General features: G+C 34.3%; 11 protein-coding genes. 1 reads left to right on the forward strand and 10 read right to left on the reverse strand.

The window, feature by feature from the left end:
- The first annotated feature begins 326 nt into the window (after nt 1-326).
- The gene (locus BZ25_RS01570; RefSeq protein ID WP_121515503.1) at nt 327-1,490 is read left to right on the forward strand and encodes a DarT ssDNA thymidine ADP-ribosyltransferase family protein; all 1,164 of its coding nucleotides are present in this window, start codon (nt 327-329) and stop codon (nt 1,488-1,490) included.
- Between the two features lie 703 nt (nt 1,491-2,193).
- Here the strand turns inward: BZ25_RS01570 and BZ25_RS01575 are convergent.
- The 10 genes from BZ25_RS01575 to BZ25_RS01620 all read right to left on the reverse strand — a co-directional run bounded on the left by BZ25_RS01575 (nt 2,194) and on the right by BZ25_RS01620 (nt 17,257).
- Nucleotides 2,194-3,591: a serine/threonine-protein kinase gene (locus BZ25_RS01575; RefSeq protein WP_199676818.1), complete on the reverse strand. Its 1,398-nt coding sequence runs from the start codon at nt 3,589-3,591 to the stop codon at nt 2,194-2,196.
- Between the two features lie 65 nt (nt 3,592-3,656).
- A complete protein-coding gene (locus tag BZ25_RS01580) occupies nt 3,657-4,298 on the reverse strand; it encodes a hypothetical protein (protein ID WP_121515505.1) in 642 nt (213 codons plus the stop codon).
- Nucleotides 4,291-5,976 (reverse strand): helicase HerA domain-containing protein, encoded by a 1,686-nt coding sequence (locus BZ25_RS01585; protein ID WP_121515506.1) that lies wholly within the window; start codon nt 5,974-5,976, stop codon nt 4,291-4,293. Before BZ25_RS01585 ends, BZ25_RS01580 begins: the two co-directional genes overlap by 8 nt.
- Nucleotides 5,977-5,994: 18 nt before the next feature.
- Entirely contained in the window at nt 5,995-7,155 is a 1,161-nt protein-coding gene (locus BZ25_RS01590) for a hypothetical protein (RefSeq protein ID WP_121515507.1), read from the reverse strand.
- Nucleotides 7,142-7,942 carry a hypothetical protein gene (locus tag BZ25_RS01595; RefSeq protein ID WP_121515508.1) on the reverse strand — a complete coding sequence of 267 codons (801 nt, stop codon included), beginning with the start codon at nt 7,940-7,942 and terminating at the stop codon, nt 7,142-7,144. Before BZ25_RS01595 ends, BZ25_RS01590 begins: the two co-directional genes overlap by 14 nt.
- Nucleotides 7,942-11,886 carry a hypothetical protein gene (locus BZ25_RS01600; RefSeq protein WP_199676819.1) on the reverse strand — a complete coding sequence of 1,315 codons (3,945 nt, stop codon included), beginning with the start codon at nt 11,884-11,886 and terminating at the stop codon, nt 7,942-7,944. Before BZ25_RS01600 ends, BZ25_RS01595 begins: the two co-directional genes overlap by 1 nt.
- A gap of 128 nt (nt 11,887-12,014) precedes the next feature.
- Entirely contained in the window at nt 12,015-13,070 is a 1,056-nt protein-coding gene (locus BZ25_RS01605; protein ID WP_121515510.1) for a hypothetical protein, read from the reverse strand.
- A complete protein-coding gene (locus BZ25_RS01610; protein WP_121515526.1) occupies nt 13,067-14,122 on the reverse strand; it encodes a hypothetical protein in 1,056 nt (351 codons plus the stop codon). Before BZ25_RS01610 ends, BZ25_RS01605 begins: the two co-directional genes overlap by 4 nt.
- Before the next feature lie 28 nt (nt 14,123-14,150).
- Entirely contained in the window at nt 14,151-15,533 is a 1,383-nt protein-coding gene (locus tag BZ25_RS01615) for a restriction endonuclease subunit S (protein WP_121515511.1), read from the reverse strand.
- A complete protein-coding gene (locus BZ25_RS01620) occupies nt 15,533-17,257 on the reverse strand; it encodes a class I SAM-dependent DNA methyltransferase (protein WP_199676821.1) in 1,725 nt (574 codons plus the stop codon). Before BZ25_RS01620 ends, BZ25_RS01615 begins: the two co-directional genes overlap by 1 nt.
- Between the last annotated feature and the right edge of the window lie 139 nt (nt 17,258-17,396).

Raw genomic sequence — 17,396 nt, forward strand, 5'->3', positions numbered from 1 at the left:
TTTGGAATAATCCAAGGAAACACTGACAAATTGCAAATGTGAAGATGGCGTCTTATTTAATGCCTCAGGCAGAAGTTCTTATCAGAATATGTCTTTATGAAATACGAAAAGATGCTCAAAAAAGTCAAAGTTGATTTGGCAACCTCTATCCCAATCCCTTGCCTCCCCTCGAGACAAGCTGGATATTAGACAGACTTTGTCTAATCTTACTGGTAAATGGATAAAAAAGTAAACGATTGCGAAATAGAATTTCACGACAGCACAAAAGTCAAACCCAAGGCTTTAGGTTATAAATTAATCAGACCATTAATTGGAGGGCGTGAAATATGTTAAGACTAAGAGAACTCTATTATATCACTCATATAAACAACTTAGCTTCAATTTTAAAAAGGGGCATTTTATGTCATAGAAAAATAGAAGAAGATAAAATTGATTTTACTCCTATCTACGATTCGTCGATAGTTGCTAGCAGAAAAGAAAAAAAAGTTACAGAGGGAAAAAATCTGTGGGATTTCGCCAATTTGTATTTCCAACCACGCAATGCTATGCTTTATCGTGTAATATTTTTTAGTGGAGTCAAGGCAGAAGATATTATAATTATCGGTATTAGAAATAGCATCTTTGAGAAAAAAGATATATTTATCACAACTGGAAATGCTGCAAGTCCTTATACAGAGATTTTACCATATGATAAGGCGCAAAAGCACCTTAAAGGTATACGAGAAAAGGCTGATAAAGAATGGTGGACTTCCGCCGATGGTTCCAAACGAGAAATTATGGCTGAATGTTTAATTCCAGAGGAGATAGAGCCTGACTATATCAGTGAAATTTATGTGCCTGATGAAAATGCGCTAAATAAAGCTAAGTCAATTTGCAACGGAAATATTCCTGTGATTCCCGAACCAGAATTATTTTTCCAACCTTCCCGTAAGATTCCTCTTTCAGAAACTCTTACCCTTGTTGAAGGTGATATGTTTTTTTCAAGAATGCAAACTCTTACTATTAGCGTTAATACTGTGGGTGTTATGGGCAAGGGACTTGCATCAAGGGCTAAATATCAATTTCCCGACGTATATGTAAAATATCAGGATTTGTGCAAGAACAAAACTCTAGTAATGGGGAAACCCTACCTTTATAAAAGAGAGGAGTCATTAGACTTCATACTGGCTGATGAAGCTGAAAAGTTAACCAATTTGAATTTACAAACCTGGTTTTTGCTTTTTCCTACAAAAACCAATTGGAGAGAAGCAGCAGACTTTAGAGGGATAGAAGAAGGATTAAAATGGCTTATAGCTCAATATAAACATGAGGGTATAAAGTCTTTGGCAATTCCAGCATTGGGTTGTGGACTAGGATGGTTACCTTGGGGTATTATGGGGCCAATGCTTTGTTCTTACCTAAAACAGTTGATGATTCCAGTAAATTTATATCTACCTATAGAAAGAAAGATACCAGAAGACCAATTGTCTAAAGACTTCCTGATGAGATAATATATGTCAAATCTCTACCCTCAAAACATTGTAAAAGATATTTCTTTTGAGGAATCTCCTGCGAAGTGGTATGGGTTAATTTAACTTAAGCTTTCAAATGACAAAACACTTTTTAATTTTCAGAAAAATGCCTTGAAGAATTCCCTGAAGGGATTATATTTGTATTTCAAAGATTACATCAGAGATAAAAAGCATTATTTGAACACTACAAACTAAATGGTTTGAAAGAAAATTTGGTTCTCTCACGAAAATATTGGGTAATTAAGCTGGAGTTAAATTAAGTTTACCAAGGACAATAAAGGAAAACAGAAAATGCTTAGCTACATAAGAAAGTTCCTTGTAATCGAATGTCTTTTTAAACTCAAGTACTAATCCCTAGGCTTGAACTGTGTCAAGATGTTGATATTCCATCAATTCATCGAGTCTGGCTTTACCTTTCTTGGTAAGGTTGTTAGGATTTTTTAATAGTAAGTATTTTGTTGTTTTTTTTGTGTTTTTCCTCCAAATGATACCAGATTATTTAATCATTTGTTCATATTTCATTTTTTTCTACCACACTTTTTGGAAGAGAACCTATTTTTACTAACTATATTTTGTATCTTTGTTTAATCAACCTATTTGATATTTATCTCTCTTGGTTAAGAAAAAAGACTTTTTACACTAGAATCACAATTTTGTTTCTATCAAATCAAAACATCCCACTCTAATACCCAAGATAATTTAAATATTTACTATATTCCTCCAGCCTACTCTTAATCAGGGTATCATTCGGATCTAAACGTATGGCATAATTAAAATAAGCTCTTGCCTTTTTAAAGTCTTTTCTCTGGTCGTATGCGTGACCAAGTTTTTTTATTATATAAAGCATTCCAGGGATCTTTTTATTAATATCCTCCAGAATCTTTATGGATTTTCCCTGTTCATTATTTAAGCCATAGGCGCATGCCAGTTTATATATATAGTTCAAGTCATCTGGATTTCTCGATACTAGTTTTTCATATACTTTAACTGCTTCCTCATATTTTTTAAGTTCAAAAAACAATTTCCCTTTTAAGTAAAGAAGGTTATCTTCTAATGCCTCTTGCCTGATATCCTCTACCTGTGTAATATCAATATCTTTTATCACATCCATACTATCAAAATATCTTCTTTGCTGAAAATATGTATAAGCAATGTGATACAATACCTCAGCAGATTTATTTCCATTCTCGTATTCAGTTTTTAACAGTAATTCTGCCTTATCAAGTTCTTTATTCTTATAGTATCGGATTACTCTTTCTATCCAATCAGCCTTCTCATATCTTACCCCAACCAGCTTGTTGTAAGAAATAATATTGTTATTTCCATTCCTTAATACCTCTTCGAAATCCTTTTTTATCTCTTTAATGCTCCGATACCTTTCCTCGGGGTTTCTTTTAAGTAATTTCATGATTATTCCTTCAACTGATTCAGGTATATTATTGTTTATTTCTCTTGGTTTTGGATAAGGCATATTATTAATTAATTGATTGGCAGTTTCATGAGGAGTTCTGCCAGTTAAAAACTTGTATAAAAGTACCCCCAATGCATATATATCAGAGTTAAGATACCTGCGGTTCGAGCCAGCCACTTCCGGAGCCATATAAGCCCAGGTGCCTCCGCCATCAATTGTTTTTATAAATAAATCTTCTATCAGTTTGCTTGTACCAAAGTCGGTTATTTTGGCTATTTCCCCATCTATTAATATATTTTGAGGCTTAATATCTCCATGACATATCATCTTTGAATGTATATATTCTACACCATCCAATATTTGAAAAAACAAATTATATATTTCTTCAAATGTTCTGGGACTCTTAAATCCAGTTTCACATAACTCATCTGATAATTTATGCCCATTAAAATATTCCATTTCAATTAGAAAAACTCCATCTACGCGTCCCATCCAGAATATAGAAATAACATTTGGGTGATAACTCCCGATGAATTCTTTCCCTTCCGATAGGGTATTATCCCCACGTTCCTGGTCCTTTGGTATTTTAAGTGCCACTGTTTGTCTGCTTTCAAAGTTCACAGCTTTCCATACATAACCAAAGGAACCCTCATCAATAAATTCTTTCAACAAATACTTATCCCCTATATTCAAATCTACTTGTGGATGAAAATTAACTGCTTTTTTCTTCATAATTAACCTACCTCTACCCACTGATTTAGTGTTAAATTATCAATATTGCCTGAAGCAACACAGCGATAAACCAGATAGGTCGTTTTAAAAGTATTTATCCCTTGTATATATATACCATCATTTTTCTTAAAGCCTTTATCCAATATTGATATATATTCATCAATATCCCCTGGATTCTTACCAGCATAACTCCAATATACAAACAGTATAATAGGTACATTCTCGCCCAACTGATGATAAGCAAGAAGCAGATTTTGTATCTTTTCCTTGATTTTTAAATCTTTTCGTCTATTCTTTTCATATCTTTCAAATTCACAAATCAATATAGGACTATTGTCCTCTTTCGAATACCAAATAGAATCCGGTCTTACTTCGTTAACTTTTATTCCGTAACTGGCTTGGCTCTCTGCAACCATTTCTCCATAGTGGCTTTTTTCAGAATATGGAAACACAGGACATTCAGAAAGGGACGTAACCCCATCAATAAATCTACCTATTGCGGTTATATAATTAAGACCTACAGTATGGACAGTTTCTGAATAGTCCCTTACCCCAAATTTTGTCATCATAGGAAACAATTTGTTCCTAATATTTCCTGTTTTAAACTCTTCCTTTATAAATTCAACTATCTTTTCCCTATCCATTAAATGTACCCCACTCCTTAATAACTTCAGGGGATTCACCACCATGTATAAGTGCTTTTGTTCCTACTTTTACTAACAGTGGTGCAGGTATTGACCTACCATTTATCAATGCTTCTCCCGTTGATAAAGATGGTAATTCTTCAATATCAGATGATGAAAACATATCTGACGTTCTTGCAATAAACCTCTGGTCATCTGGATTCTTTAATCTCATTGTAATTATTGTATTACATTGCGATGTAACATCAGGGTCCAATTTTGAGGGCCTTTGAGAAATAATTGCAAATCCAGTACCAAACTTCCTTCCTTCTGCTGCAATTTTCTTAATGATTTTTTTAGATATACTTGGAATCCCTGCAGGTGCAAAATTATGTCCCTCTTCATATACAAGAAAACATGGCCTTATTTGTCTTTTTTTATCTGATGCTGCCCTCATAATCTCGCTGGATATTAACGCTGTAATAATCTGCTTAGCATCATCTGACAAACCTTGTAAATCTATAATTACAAGCCTTCCCACGCTCTTTCCTTTTTCCCCAATCATTTCATAAATATCTGTAGGTTCACCAATTGCCCTTGTATAAAAACTCTTTGCTTCATTTATTACTCGGCCCAACTTCATAGAAGCAACTGCTGCGCTTCGATTATTCAGCGCTTTTGCCTCCCCTTCCGTCAAATTGTCCCATCTTTTTAGTTCCTCAAGTCCCTGTTCGTCAGAAATGAGATATGTTAAATCCTGAATATCCCGAGGCGGATTATTATATTTTGCTTTCCAATATCTGATGGCAACATCCAATACTCTTTCCTGAGCTTCTGTTAAATCCGGGAGAATGGAAGATAAATCATCCATATCGAATCTATCAAATTGCAAGGCCAAATGATGATTTTTTGCACTATATTTATAATCAAAAGAATCCAGCTGAGGAGTATATACTTTTATTCCTCCACCAGCATTCAGCATCTTTAATAAATTCTCTTGAATTTTTAATATGCTCTCGTTCTCTTTCTCATCCTCAATGTAATCAAAATTGTTATTAAAATGAATCTCTCCCTTTTCAAACGCCTTGCCATATTCCCCATGAACATCAAATACTACTACTGAGCCATTCATCTCAGCCACAAGTCTTTCAATAATTCTACCCACAGTGTACGATTTACCAGAACCTGTCATTGCCAACACAGCCAAATGTTCTGTAACCAGTTTGTTTACGTCGAGATAAACAGGCACTATATTATTCCCCTTGTCGTATCCAATCAAATTGCCTATGTTAATGCTTGTATTCTCATCAAACTTATAAAACTTTGATAAAAATTCATAATCAACACCATATACCTTTTCCCCTGGATTAAGGGGTCGCCTTGGTATTTTTATCTGCCCATAGTTATCTCTGTACCCCACTAGTTCTATAGTCCCAAATAAAGTCTCCCCGGTAACTTGAGCACCTGGTAGTATCTCGAGAGATGTCAGCCCCTCCCCCATATTAGAGTTATACAGAATATTACTCCTGGATATGGATACAATTCTTCCCAGAACGTATGTATTCCCATCTTCTTCCGATTCTCTGTGTTTAATTTTTACAAACTCTCCTCTTTTAGCAGAGAAACTGTTTTCGAGGGCGATTTTTAAATCATTAGGATTGCCTGTATTGCCGATAAGTTTGCCTACGTATTTATCCACTACAATCACTCCTACTCCTCAGTCCTCAAATACATCCAAATCTTCTTTCCAAATGTTCTCTAATGCCTCGTTTTGAAGCATTTCCCTGGTTTGTGTTTTATAGTATCCTAAAATTACATTTTTCCCATTATTTGTTGCCTCAACTGGCTTTAAAGAATATCTGGCATACCACAATGGCAGTGGTAGTGCTTTCTTCTGGTCAAATGCAATCATGGATATAATTTGAGAAGCCAGTTCATCCAGCATTTCAGATGACCAATCTTTTACGCCCCCTAATACTTCTACCAAAAGTGGTAGTGTAGTGTTCCCCCCCTTAATATGCATGCCTATTAATCCCACATCTCGTAAAGTTTCAGGCTCCAGCCTGTTATCCTTATTTAATCCGTCATATTGAAATGCTGCTGTCCTTGTTCTTTTTACAAGAATACCTGTTAGCAGCCTTTTAATACCTACATCTTGAATTTTGGGCATTAGTTGTTCCATCTTTTTAATTATACTACTGTCCACATCATCTGGAATATAAACTAAATTATCCTCAGTCAGAGCATATATAATTGCACCAAACCTTTTTGTTCCCACTGATCCGATCTTAATTCCATTTTCATTAAATGGATATACCATGTCCTTATATTTCTCCCAGAAAAACTTAATGGTCTCCCTGCATTTATCATAAACTTTTATAGTATCCTTTCTATCTGCAAGGGGAGCATCCGAACGTTCAAGTACTAAAGGCACATCTATCAAAACAAGTTCAGGCATTTCATCATCTTCCATTAAATCAGACAGAAGTTTATATACATTGATAATATCTATAAACTTCAACTTTTTCTGATTATCCAGGTCATCTATCTCATCTACATCAACGATACTTTCCTGTCTTGTTTTATAAATAGAACCTTCACTTATAAGTATGTCCTGCCTTACTGCCCCAGCGACATATAGCATTCCGCCAAATGCACTGGAAGTCCTATTGGTTGCAGCAATACCTGATACCTTGATAGTGAGAGGGATTATTAATTCTATATTTCTAACAACCCCACTTTCCTTTAGGACAGGGGCTATTTTATCAATAAACCGCATTTTGGATGATAACCTAGAAACTGTGGCTGGAAGACCTAATTGAATATTAGCCACTATGCTTTGGGATATTGGAGTATTACTTTCTTCAAATCCATCCATCTTCTTTTTCTCTCCTTTGTTTTACAGCATTGATAAAGGATTTTAAATTCCTTTCTTGTATCACATCCATTCCCTTGCTCAACAACCCATTCTTGTTAATATATTGATTTGCTATCAGGTCTTGATATCCTTGCTTAGCAGTTTCTTCATCAATGAAAACTCCAAAATATTTATGAATTATATTTGACAGGCATTGACTTAAGTCAATATCAGCCCCTGTCAGGATAATCAAATAAACATGAATATCACCTAATATAAAATCTTTTGTTTCTACCAAGGATTCTTGTTTAACATCCTCAGCAACAAGCAGGGAATTAAAAAGAGCCTTTAATTTATCTTCTAACTGAATCATTTTATAGTCCAATAACGGTAGTGTGACTACCGTTACTAGACCTGTTCCCGTATTCTTCCTGTAATGAATTCCAAATTTCTTTCCATTTTGTTGAAATACAACATCTTTTACAGTGGTATCAATCAAAAAGCCTATCGGAATTCCCTCATAATTATCATCTGTTCTACTTATTCCTATATCTACCGATGAGTGAAGGATTTCCTTTAAATTCATTTTAGTCCAGGAAGGTGTAAGTATTAACTGGTTTTTATTATCCTCCAGCCATGTATTAAGCAAGTCTAACTGTTGTTTGCCCAGTTTACTTAATAGAATCCCAGGCAGAACTAAAATCCCAGTTTGCAGTGAATTCATCTGGGCTACCTGGCAATCATAAAAATCCTTAAGAAGCTTGTATTCTGTTCTATTCTTATATTCATCTAATATTTGAATAGCCATTACAGTACCTCAACCTTTGTCCGAATGAGTTTCACCGATTCTAACTCACGCTTTTCCTCAAGGTAGTTATCCCAGTTAATGTCTCCATTCTTTTCTACTACCTGCTTAAAGAAACTAAATGTAGTTTTTTTAATCAATAGTGAATTTTTAAAGAATGATTCACCTTCACTTGCAAGCAAATTCATTTTATTCTGTATCGCTTTTTTTGTGGCAGTATAAGTTTCCTCTTTTGGGTACTCTTCCATGCTTATCTGCGCGGATACGGGAGGTTTACCTTGTACTCTGCATATCTTATCTATGGTACTTATCAGCAAATTATCATAAAACTCATTCTTCTTTGTCCTTGCTAAATTCATTACATTTGTTCTATAACCTTCAATAAGCCCTATATACTGCTGCATATCTTCTACCCTCTTTTTAAGAAAGGCCAAAAATTCATCAGGTTTACTCAGCATAACAGGCTCGTTATCTTCAATCTCCTGTTCAAGACCGCCGTTAACAAATAACTTTATTTCCTTAATACAATTGCTTAAATTCTTCACCTCGGTATGATTCCTTAATTTTTCTGGTGCATCTGAAAAATAATCAACCCACCTTTTACTTTCAGGTAATTTCTTATAAAAGTCAATGATAGAAGTAAAATTCTTATAAATATCCTTATACTCACCTATTATTCCTCTATCATTAGCCCACTTTAATTCATTATTTTCATTAAACTCTAATCCGCAGTCATCAAGAATATCTTCAATTCGCCTATATGCTCCACTAAAATCCCCATCTTTTAACTTATATGCTAATGTATTTACATAGGAAACCATAGTTCCTGTACCTGATATAGTCATCTTTTCGTAATCAGTTGAGCTCTCCAGTTCATTACAATACTTTTGCAATATGTTCGTTATCGGAGAGATAGGAAGCATAAAACCGCCATACTCACAATTTTTCTTGATTTCTGCAATTTTATCTGTAATACTCTTTACTGCCGGGTCCTTTAAAGTATTAATATAGTCTATAAACAATCTTATATGCCTTACCCTAAACCACAAAGGCTTCTCCTTATCATCAATTTTAATATCCTTTATGATGTTTGGATTATAAGTTTTTATGTTATTCCATCCATCGCTTTCATATGCTTGGTAGCAAATCCCAAGAAATTTCTCAATCTTCGAAATGACATCTCTGAAGTTTTCCATATTCTTATCATCTTTTTCTGATAACACATCAACATTAATGCTATCCTTAATTTTTTCAGCCTCTTGGAGCTGAACTTTATAATAAGGTATTTGATTCTTCTCAAGGACATCCAAATAAGGACCGTTTATAACCTTCTTCATGCTGTCAATTTCTTTTTTGCAGTCATCTTCCAGCCATTTTTTAACCATAGAATACCGGCCGTCCAACTTATAATTGGATATTCTCTCAATAAAACCGTCCCTGGTTCTCAGTAAAAGATTTACCCCCATCATAAACTCTAACCACTGTTCTATAATGCGTTTCGCCTTTACCTCGTGTATAAGGCTGAAGAAAAATTTATTCCTGTAATCAGTCATGGATTTGTTGATATTTCCATTAAACTTCAGTATTCTGTTCATACAGGCTGGTATATTTATGCTGTAATTATTTTCATCCTCATGAATGAATAACCCTGTTTCCTTATATCCTTTTCCCTCATTCATCCTACCTATGGCCGTTGATTTCAAAACATTCTTTAACTCGGTATATTCTGCATCGGACAATTTCACATCTTTTTTGCTTCCAAGTTCCTCAAAATCAAGGTGATGGATGAGCATCTTCTTATAGGCCTTTGACAGCAGTGCTATTTGTTTCTCATCATGTTTCTTATAGATGATAGGTCTTAATATCCAGCCTTCTCCATCTAATTTTTCAAACCATTCCCTTGCCTTTAGGTTAAAATGGTCCCTGATTTTTCTAATTCTATCCCTGAAGGTAGAAGTAACAACATTTCTGTTCTCCCTTATATCCAATATATCCTTATCTATGGACATGACCTCTAAAATATGTTTTTGTAGTCTGGTTATATTGACAAATATCAAGCACTTTCCTATGCCTTCATACTTTTCTTTTACAAATTTTTCATTGTACTCCGTACTAATAACAGAATCAGAGATTACAATAACAGGATGAACTCCTTCTTTTAAAAGTCGGCTATCTAACAGTGCATCTTTTAGTTTCTCTTCATCCTTGCCCCATATAATATCTACTATTCTGTCCTCATGAACATCAAGATATGGTCCTCCTTCTACCTTGGTCCTGACACATTCAACTCCATCGATAGTATAGAAACTTTCCTCAGGGTAATTTATCTCTAAAGCCCTGCAGGTACCCGAAAGAACCCTTTTTACTTCCTCTTTTCTGTTTTTGATTATTTCTTTTACTAGCGCTTCAATCTCTTTATTTTTTTCAGTATCCGGAACGTAACCAAAATCATCTTTTTCTACTCTATACCTTTTATCAAGGCGACTTAAGTAAGCAAAGTTTGGTCCAATATATTCTGCTTTTTTTATATCATCTTTTTCTATTTTTTCAAGAATATATCCATAGATATTTCTCGCTGATTCTTCAATATCATCCTTGGGATACAACATCCTGACCTGGTCTAAAAATGTTTCTTCTTCCTTACCAACAATATACTCATTTTCTTTTACATTGAGAGAAAAAGTCTTCAGGGTTCTTAAAAGTATGCCTAAATCAAAACTGCTACCGAAATTATTAACAAATATATCTCTCGTTTCTCTTTTGTAGCCTTGAGAATTTAGATAAACCGCCAAATCATCCTTTTCTAATTTCACACAGTAAAACTCTTTGAATAACTTTTCGCCATCTTCTGCCTTTGCATCCATCATGGCATTTATTTCTTCCGCAGAATAGCTTGTTTTCTTCTTAGGGATTTGCTCTAAAAGAGCATGCTTAATAGTCTGTCTGAATCTGTCATCACACTGAATATAGTCAAAAGCAGGTTTATCAATCAAACTTTCCTTAAAACGGTTGCTAGAATTTAATATGGTTTCAAAAATATATCCTGTTTGTCTTTTGACAAAACTATCTTCCATCTTTTGGTCTACGTTATTCATAATAACGTTGAACCAACCAAAGTTACCTCCTGCAATGGTATAGGCTGCCTCTATCAGTCCTTTTGGATACTCAGGTATCATACCCTTATTGTTAAGATAGGCTATATAATCCGATATATCTGCGAAGGAATTCTGAAGCATTTCATACATTTCGGTTCTTCTATCTAAAGCACCTATCCCCTGGATACTCCCTCCTATAACTGTAGAACACAAAAGAAGATAGGAAACCTCTGGATATTTCTTCCTTGGGTCTTCATGCTTTATAGCACTTGTAATTACCTGAATTGCTTCTCCATCAATTTTATTTACCAGTTTCTTCTCTTTTTCAATTCCATACTTTGCAATTTCCCCAGCTGTTTCTAACTCATCGCAAATAATAAGAAAATGTTCAATACCGAATTTCTTAATATACTCCATTGCTCTTCTGGTTAACTCATCCAATTTTTCTTTGCTTATAACCAGCTCATTTAAATTTACCCTGTCTACTTGCAGTAAATCTCCAAGGATGTTTCTATCAAACCCTACAGGAGAAAAGGCATTTTGAATGGCTTCCATAATCTTTCCCTGAATGCTTCCATCGGGTTCTCTGCTTAAATAAGACAGTGCTGTGTAAATGCCATAAACCACCCAGTTATCTCCAATTAAATCTGGATGGCACATTTGGGAATACCTTATGTATAGCGGTAGCACCTTATCTTCGAAATTCGGTTTGAAAATTCTTACTTCCTTTTGTACACCATCTTCATTAACAATCCAGCCCTTGTCCATTCCAAGAGGTTCCGAAATAAGTTCGAAACCGATACGGGATTTACCTACACCCCACTTTGAAATCAGCGGAAAAATAGTTGCCATCCCTGCACTTTTCATAGTCTTCGTAAAGCCTTTAAAAATCCCGTAAAATTCTTTTTGCCCTACCATCGGCTGATTTAAAGGAAAATCACTGGTACCGAAGGGAGCCCATATAGACATATCCATTCCTCCTAATCTCTAATCTCCAACTTAATTAATTGATAATCTTTTTTCCCCAGCAAGCCCCTGCCATGCCTGGGCTGTCCCTGCTCATGGTCTTTAATTATAAACTTCCCTTTGTTTATACCTGTAACAAAGTAATGGTCAATCCATCGTTCATTTGTCATGGTATTCTCACCGTCAACCATCTTTTTCAACATGGAGCCTACTATTTCTATTGGGAAAAATTCCCTTGCATCCGAGTACTCCTTAATTAATTTATGTAGAATTTCTATATCATCCATATCGGTTTCATTTACTAAACTTTCATATATATCAATACCTGCATCCTCTTTTATCTTATGTTTATCTAAAATGTACCTTCCATCTCCACTTTCAACAATCCACCCTAAGTAGTCAAATAACAGCATTGGTGTTTTTAAATAAGTACTCATAGAGCTTAAAGAAGGATAATCTTTATTAACACCTCTAAATTCAATTTCTTCTATTTCTGAAACATCTAGTTCATTTCTCCAAAAAACGCCTAATATCTTTAATGGATTCTCCTTCATTAAACTATTAATATTTATTTGATCGAACTTGCTGCTGAAAATGTAAAACTTCTTGTCATTTAGGATAATATAAGCCTTTACAAAGTTCCCCATATATCCTTTTTCAAAATAGAGATATCCTCCATTTAGCATAGCATAAGCAATGGCCCTAATTCTTATGGAATACTTTAATAATTGTCTTCCTAACACCTTTTCCCATTCCTCATCATGCTTAAATTTTTCTACCAATTCATTGGCACCTTCTGTAAGTTCATATCCATCTTTAATTTTCTTTATAAAGTTACATCCAGTAATAGTTAAAGAGTCTCTACTTTTTTCAGCACCGAAAAGACCATATGCCTCATCAGCATTCACAATTCTCCCGCTCTTGTCAATCTCATAGCCTAGATAATCTCTGGCTAAATCTTTCTTACTGTTGCAGGGTATTTTCTTCGGTAAAGATTTTAAAATTTCTGCCCATCTTTCTATATTGGCTGTCTTTACCCAAAATCTGTCCCTACCTATCTTGATAATCATAATGTATTCCTCAACTTTTCTATATAGTCTTTAAGAGTGCTTTTAAACTTTCTTGAGCGGTTTTTTATAATAATATCCTTTGAGTATATCAGGTCTTTAAATTTTTCATTGAGGACATATTCCCCATCTTTAAAATCAATTTTCTGTACATCCATCATATCAAAAACTACTTTGTCTACTTCAGGAGCCTTATCTGGAAAAAGATACATATCATTTCCAATACAAAACTCATATACAAAATCTTTAAGTCTTCCTACCCTAACTTCTCTGCCCTTTGTATTAATAATGTAAAAATCCAAAGGCTGGGTTGCATAATAGTTGGTATGGTCCGTAGGTCTTATGGATAAGCCTTCAAAACCGGCAGTCTGGTATTCAATGGCTACCATTAATAGTATTGTTAGAAAAGTTTCCCATGGGTAAGAAAGAACCTCTTTTACTGGCTCTTCCACCGGAACATCATTATACTCATAGGGAGTAAAGGTGTATTTATTTTTATCCTTTAACTCCAGGACGTTTACAGATGAAGTTATCATCCTGCCCTTGATCCATATTTCATTAGGATTATTACCCATCGGTGATAACTCTACATCCTCTGTGTCCTCTGCCAGCTGCATGGTTTTTAGTTTTGTAAGTATTGAAGGATATTGAGGATACCCATTAAACACGGCATGATAAAAAGACTTTATTTCTTTCGTCTCTTCTACATCTTTATCCTTAATGTTTAATATAGTTTCAGCAAATTCAGGAATGCTGTCTATAAACTCGTACAAGGCTTTGCTGTCCCCCCTCTGACCTATAATACAAGCCTCTTCGTACACTTTTTTTAGCAATTTAAGTAACAGAGGCGGATAGAAACAGAGAAGTGAAGATATAAAATTTTCCCTGCCTGCCTTTCCGCTGAACTTAATCCATTTTTTTGTGATAACTAGCCTATCCTCTGCAACCTTAACAAAGTTTTGGCCTATAAGGTATTGTAAATCAGTGTTATTTTTTATTTCTCCATTGTCATATAGACTATTTAAACTTTCCACCAATTCATTTATGTCTACCAAAGGTTTCATCTGCCTTTGACTTAAAATTTTAATTATCCGCCTTTACTTTTGACATATCAAAGTTGCCTTCTATCAGGTCTTCTATATCTTGCTTGGCTTCTTGGATTAGATGTTTAGATTGATAGATATTATTGCACCGCCTTAATTCTAAATTATATAAATTCATAATTATATACTCTTCTAATATAGGAATAATAATGTTTTCAGCAAATGAAAAATTTAAGCTTTTTTGTGCACTTCCTGTTGCTTCTCTGCAAAATAATGAATTTATATAATCATTAATCAATAAGTAATAGATATAAGCAGAATAATACTTATAATTTTCTTTTAATCTAATACAGTACGTGTGTTCGTTAATAATAATTGTTTCATTTGTAAAGTTAATAGCAATTTTTCCAATCGTTTCACCATCTTTGGCAATTAATAAATCTCCAAATAATACCTGACTATATTTGCTTAAATCTACTTTTTCTTTGTTATCTATTTCCAAAAAGTTTGACGATATATTTCCGCTTTGAACAAAATATACTTCTGCACCTTTTTCTTCATATATAGGCTTTTTTCCACTATAAATAGAATCTATTATACTGTTTAAAGTTATATATTTCTTTGAATTTCTCTTAATATGGTTAATAGTTTCAAAATATTTTTGTTCATAATAATTCCCATCAATTCTATCAGTAAGTAGATTGGTACTTATCCATTTGAATTTTACTTTAATTCCTTTATAAAACAAGTCCAATTGTTTGAAATTTAATGACTTATTTATAATTTCTTCAGCCTCTTTCTTCAACCTTTTCGCTTCTTCTCTCAACTCTTCTGCTTTTCTAACCTTATCTCCTATGTACTTTTGAATTTCACAAGATGGGATAGGGATTTGGAATTCTCTAATATTATTAATAGTCAAAAATTTTCTCGCAGTGTTAGCAATATTCCGCTTTATTGAGTTTTGTCCAACATTAGAATTAAAATAGGCAAAAACATATTCTTTATCAATTACTTCATTTTTTAATTTTATTATAGAAATATTACCTGATACATTCTTTCCTTTGTAGCAAAGAAAAACCGATGCAAAAGTACCACTTGAATTTCCCACTCTACTAACCAATAATTCATTTCCTTCTAAATGTGAATTTTTAAATACATCTTTATGACAAATTTCTGAAATTGCTCTAAAGTTACCTTCAATTCCATTTAAAGTTATATTTTCAATCATAATCATTTCAAAATCTGACTTATCAACAAATTCAGGAGCAGTATGTGGAGGGTCGAAAATTCTTTCTGAAATATTTCCTAGCGTTTCTATTCTAAACTTATTAATTTTTTCTAATGATTCTATGTATTCAAGAGTAAAAAATTGAGCATCTATTCTATCATCTATAAGTTTTGGGTATATATATTCAAAATACATTATTGTTCCTCCTCTGGTATACCCTTTTTATAAGCCTCCACAATCTTTAATAAGTCGTTGTGGTCATCGCCTAACTGTATTTCAACATTCTGCTTTACTGTAAATCCAACTTCATCTGTAACTGCCATAAATACAGGACCCTGTTTTTCTCCTGGATGTTCTTTCTTCTTTAAATATAGCAGCGACGTTTTTGCACTTGAACCTGAAAGGGCAAAAGTTTCCTGTGGAAGGCTGATTACTGCTTTCAGTATCGCTTTGCCACCTTCGAATTCACCTGTTACAGGGTTCTTTTTACCCATAATATATTCGCGAACATATTTATACCCGGAGTTTGAAAGGATTCCATCTGGTACAACTATCATGAGCAATCCGCCTGGTTTTAACAGTTGCAGATTTCTATCAATAAATAACACTGCTGGGTCTACCGACGACTTTACTTCTTTCCATTTGCCTCTGCTGTTTGGCTCTGACCCAAGTGATAAGCCATAGGGACTCATCCTGTTTTGTCCATCTTCATCTATGTCAGACGAATAATATTTGATAATTTCAGCACCTTCAGGGTTTTCAACAGTGGTATTTCTCTTCTTAATCTTTTTCGCAATTCCGTTTTTTGAAAATGGGGGATTTGTAAGGATTGCATCGAATGTACCTGGTTCAAGTCGTGTATTCATAAGGGAATTTCTCGTTTGGAAAATAGGACACTTAGGCGCTCCATGCAGTGCCATATTGATTCTTGCCTTGAGAACCATTCCTGGGGCATTATCCGCACCTATAAAACAGTGTTCCTTCATTTGTTCAAAAAGTTCCTCATACTGCTTCTTGTCTCCTGTCAATTTGTTCAGAAGGTAGTGTTCTATCTTCTGAAGCATTTTTATTAAAAATCCTGCCGAACCACAGCACAAATCACCTATATGGAGGATAGGTGCTCCTGTTTTGGGGTCTTTAGCAATTAGTTTTGCTGCCCCGTCTTTGGTAAGGTCGTGTAAAACCATTTCTGCTGCTGCTTCCGTTACCTGTCTTGGGGTAAGATAGATACCCATACCACCTTTATTCTCAAACTTCCCACGAAGCAGTACATCATAAACCCTACCCAATACATCCCCAGTTAAATCCCGTAATGTGGCACGCCTCTCTACACCATCAATTAATATTGGCCCCAAATCCTGGAGAGCCTTTAAAACAGCAATATAGATGTTTGGATTCTCTAATTTTATATATTCATCTGCACCAAATATGTTGGCCTTTTCCCCATTATCCAAAATAGCAACATACTCTTCATGGTTTTTTATTTCTTTGAAGGCTTCCCTTATTTCCTGGACTGCCTTATCCTTATACTTTTCTACATATTCATATCTATATATTTCATTAAATAGTTTTCCCCCTACATTCCCTTTAGTTAATCTATATTCAGAATGATAAAGCCTGAAGGTCTCCAAAAAAATAAGTTTGCTGAATTCATCGATTACATCATTGGAGTTATTTACATGGTCTTTCATTCCATAAATCATTTCATGGAGTCCATCAAATTTCTCTTGTAACTCCTGATATTTTCTTATTGACCATTTGTCCCTATCAGTAAGTTGCTTTTTGCCTGAGTACAATTTGTTTTCATCTTCAAAGACTGATGGAATTTCTGGAACACCCTTTTCCTCTTCCACAAGTACATAGGCATTGCTGGTACCATTTGTAATCCAAGCATATGTAGGAATAGGGTCTGTTGCCATCGCTTCAAATGTTACGGCAGTAACTAGTTCTGGCCTTAACTGTTCTTCATCTATTTTTTTTACATATACATATATATCTTTATGACTGGCTATAAAGGTAGCATCATCAATATCCTTTATTTCTTCATAACCAAGTCTT

Origin of the sequence: Petrotoga sp. Shatin.DS.tank11.9.2.9.3 (assembly GCF_003665005.1) — a bacterium.
Classification (GTDB): domain Bacteria; phylum Thermotogota; class Thermotogae; order Petrotogales; family Petrotogaceae; genus Petrotoga; species Petrotoga mobilis.

Excerpts from the sequence above, each read along its gene's own strand:
- BZ25_RS01590 (WP_121515507.1), bottom strand. The coding sequence starts at position 7,155 with ATGGATGGATTTGAAGAAAGTAATACTCCAATATCCCAAAGCATAGTG.
- BZ25_RS01620 (WP_199676821.1), bottom strand. The coding sequence starts at position 17,257 with ATGGCAACAGACCCTATTCCTACATATGCTTGGATTACAAATGGTACC.
- BZ25_RS01615 (WP_121515511.1), bottom strand. The coding sequence starts at position 15,533 with ATGTATTTTGAATATATATACCCAAAACTTATAGATGATAGAATAGAT.
- BZ25_RS01600 (WP_199676819.1), bottom strand. The coding sequence starts at position 11,886 with ATGGCAACTATTTTTCCGCTGATTTCAAAGTGGGGTGTAGGTAAATCC.
- BZ25_RS01570 (WP_121515503.1), top strand. The coding sequence starts at position 327 with ATGTTAAGACTAAGAGAACTCTATTATATCACTCATATAAACAACTTA.
- BZ25_RS01580 (WP_121515505.1), bottom strand. The coding sequence starts at position 4,298 with ATGGATAGGGAAAAGATAGTTGAATTTATAAAGGAAGAGTTTAAAACA.
- BZ25_RS01595 (WP_121515508.1), bottom strand. The coding sequence starts at position 7,942 with ATGGCTATTCAAATATTAGATGAATATAAGAATAGAACAGAATACAAG.
- BZ25_RS01605 (WP_121515510.1), bottom strand. The coding sequence starts at position 13,070 with ATGATTATCAAGATAGGTAGGGACAGATTTTGGGTAAAGACAGCCAAT.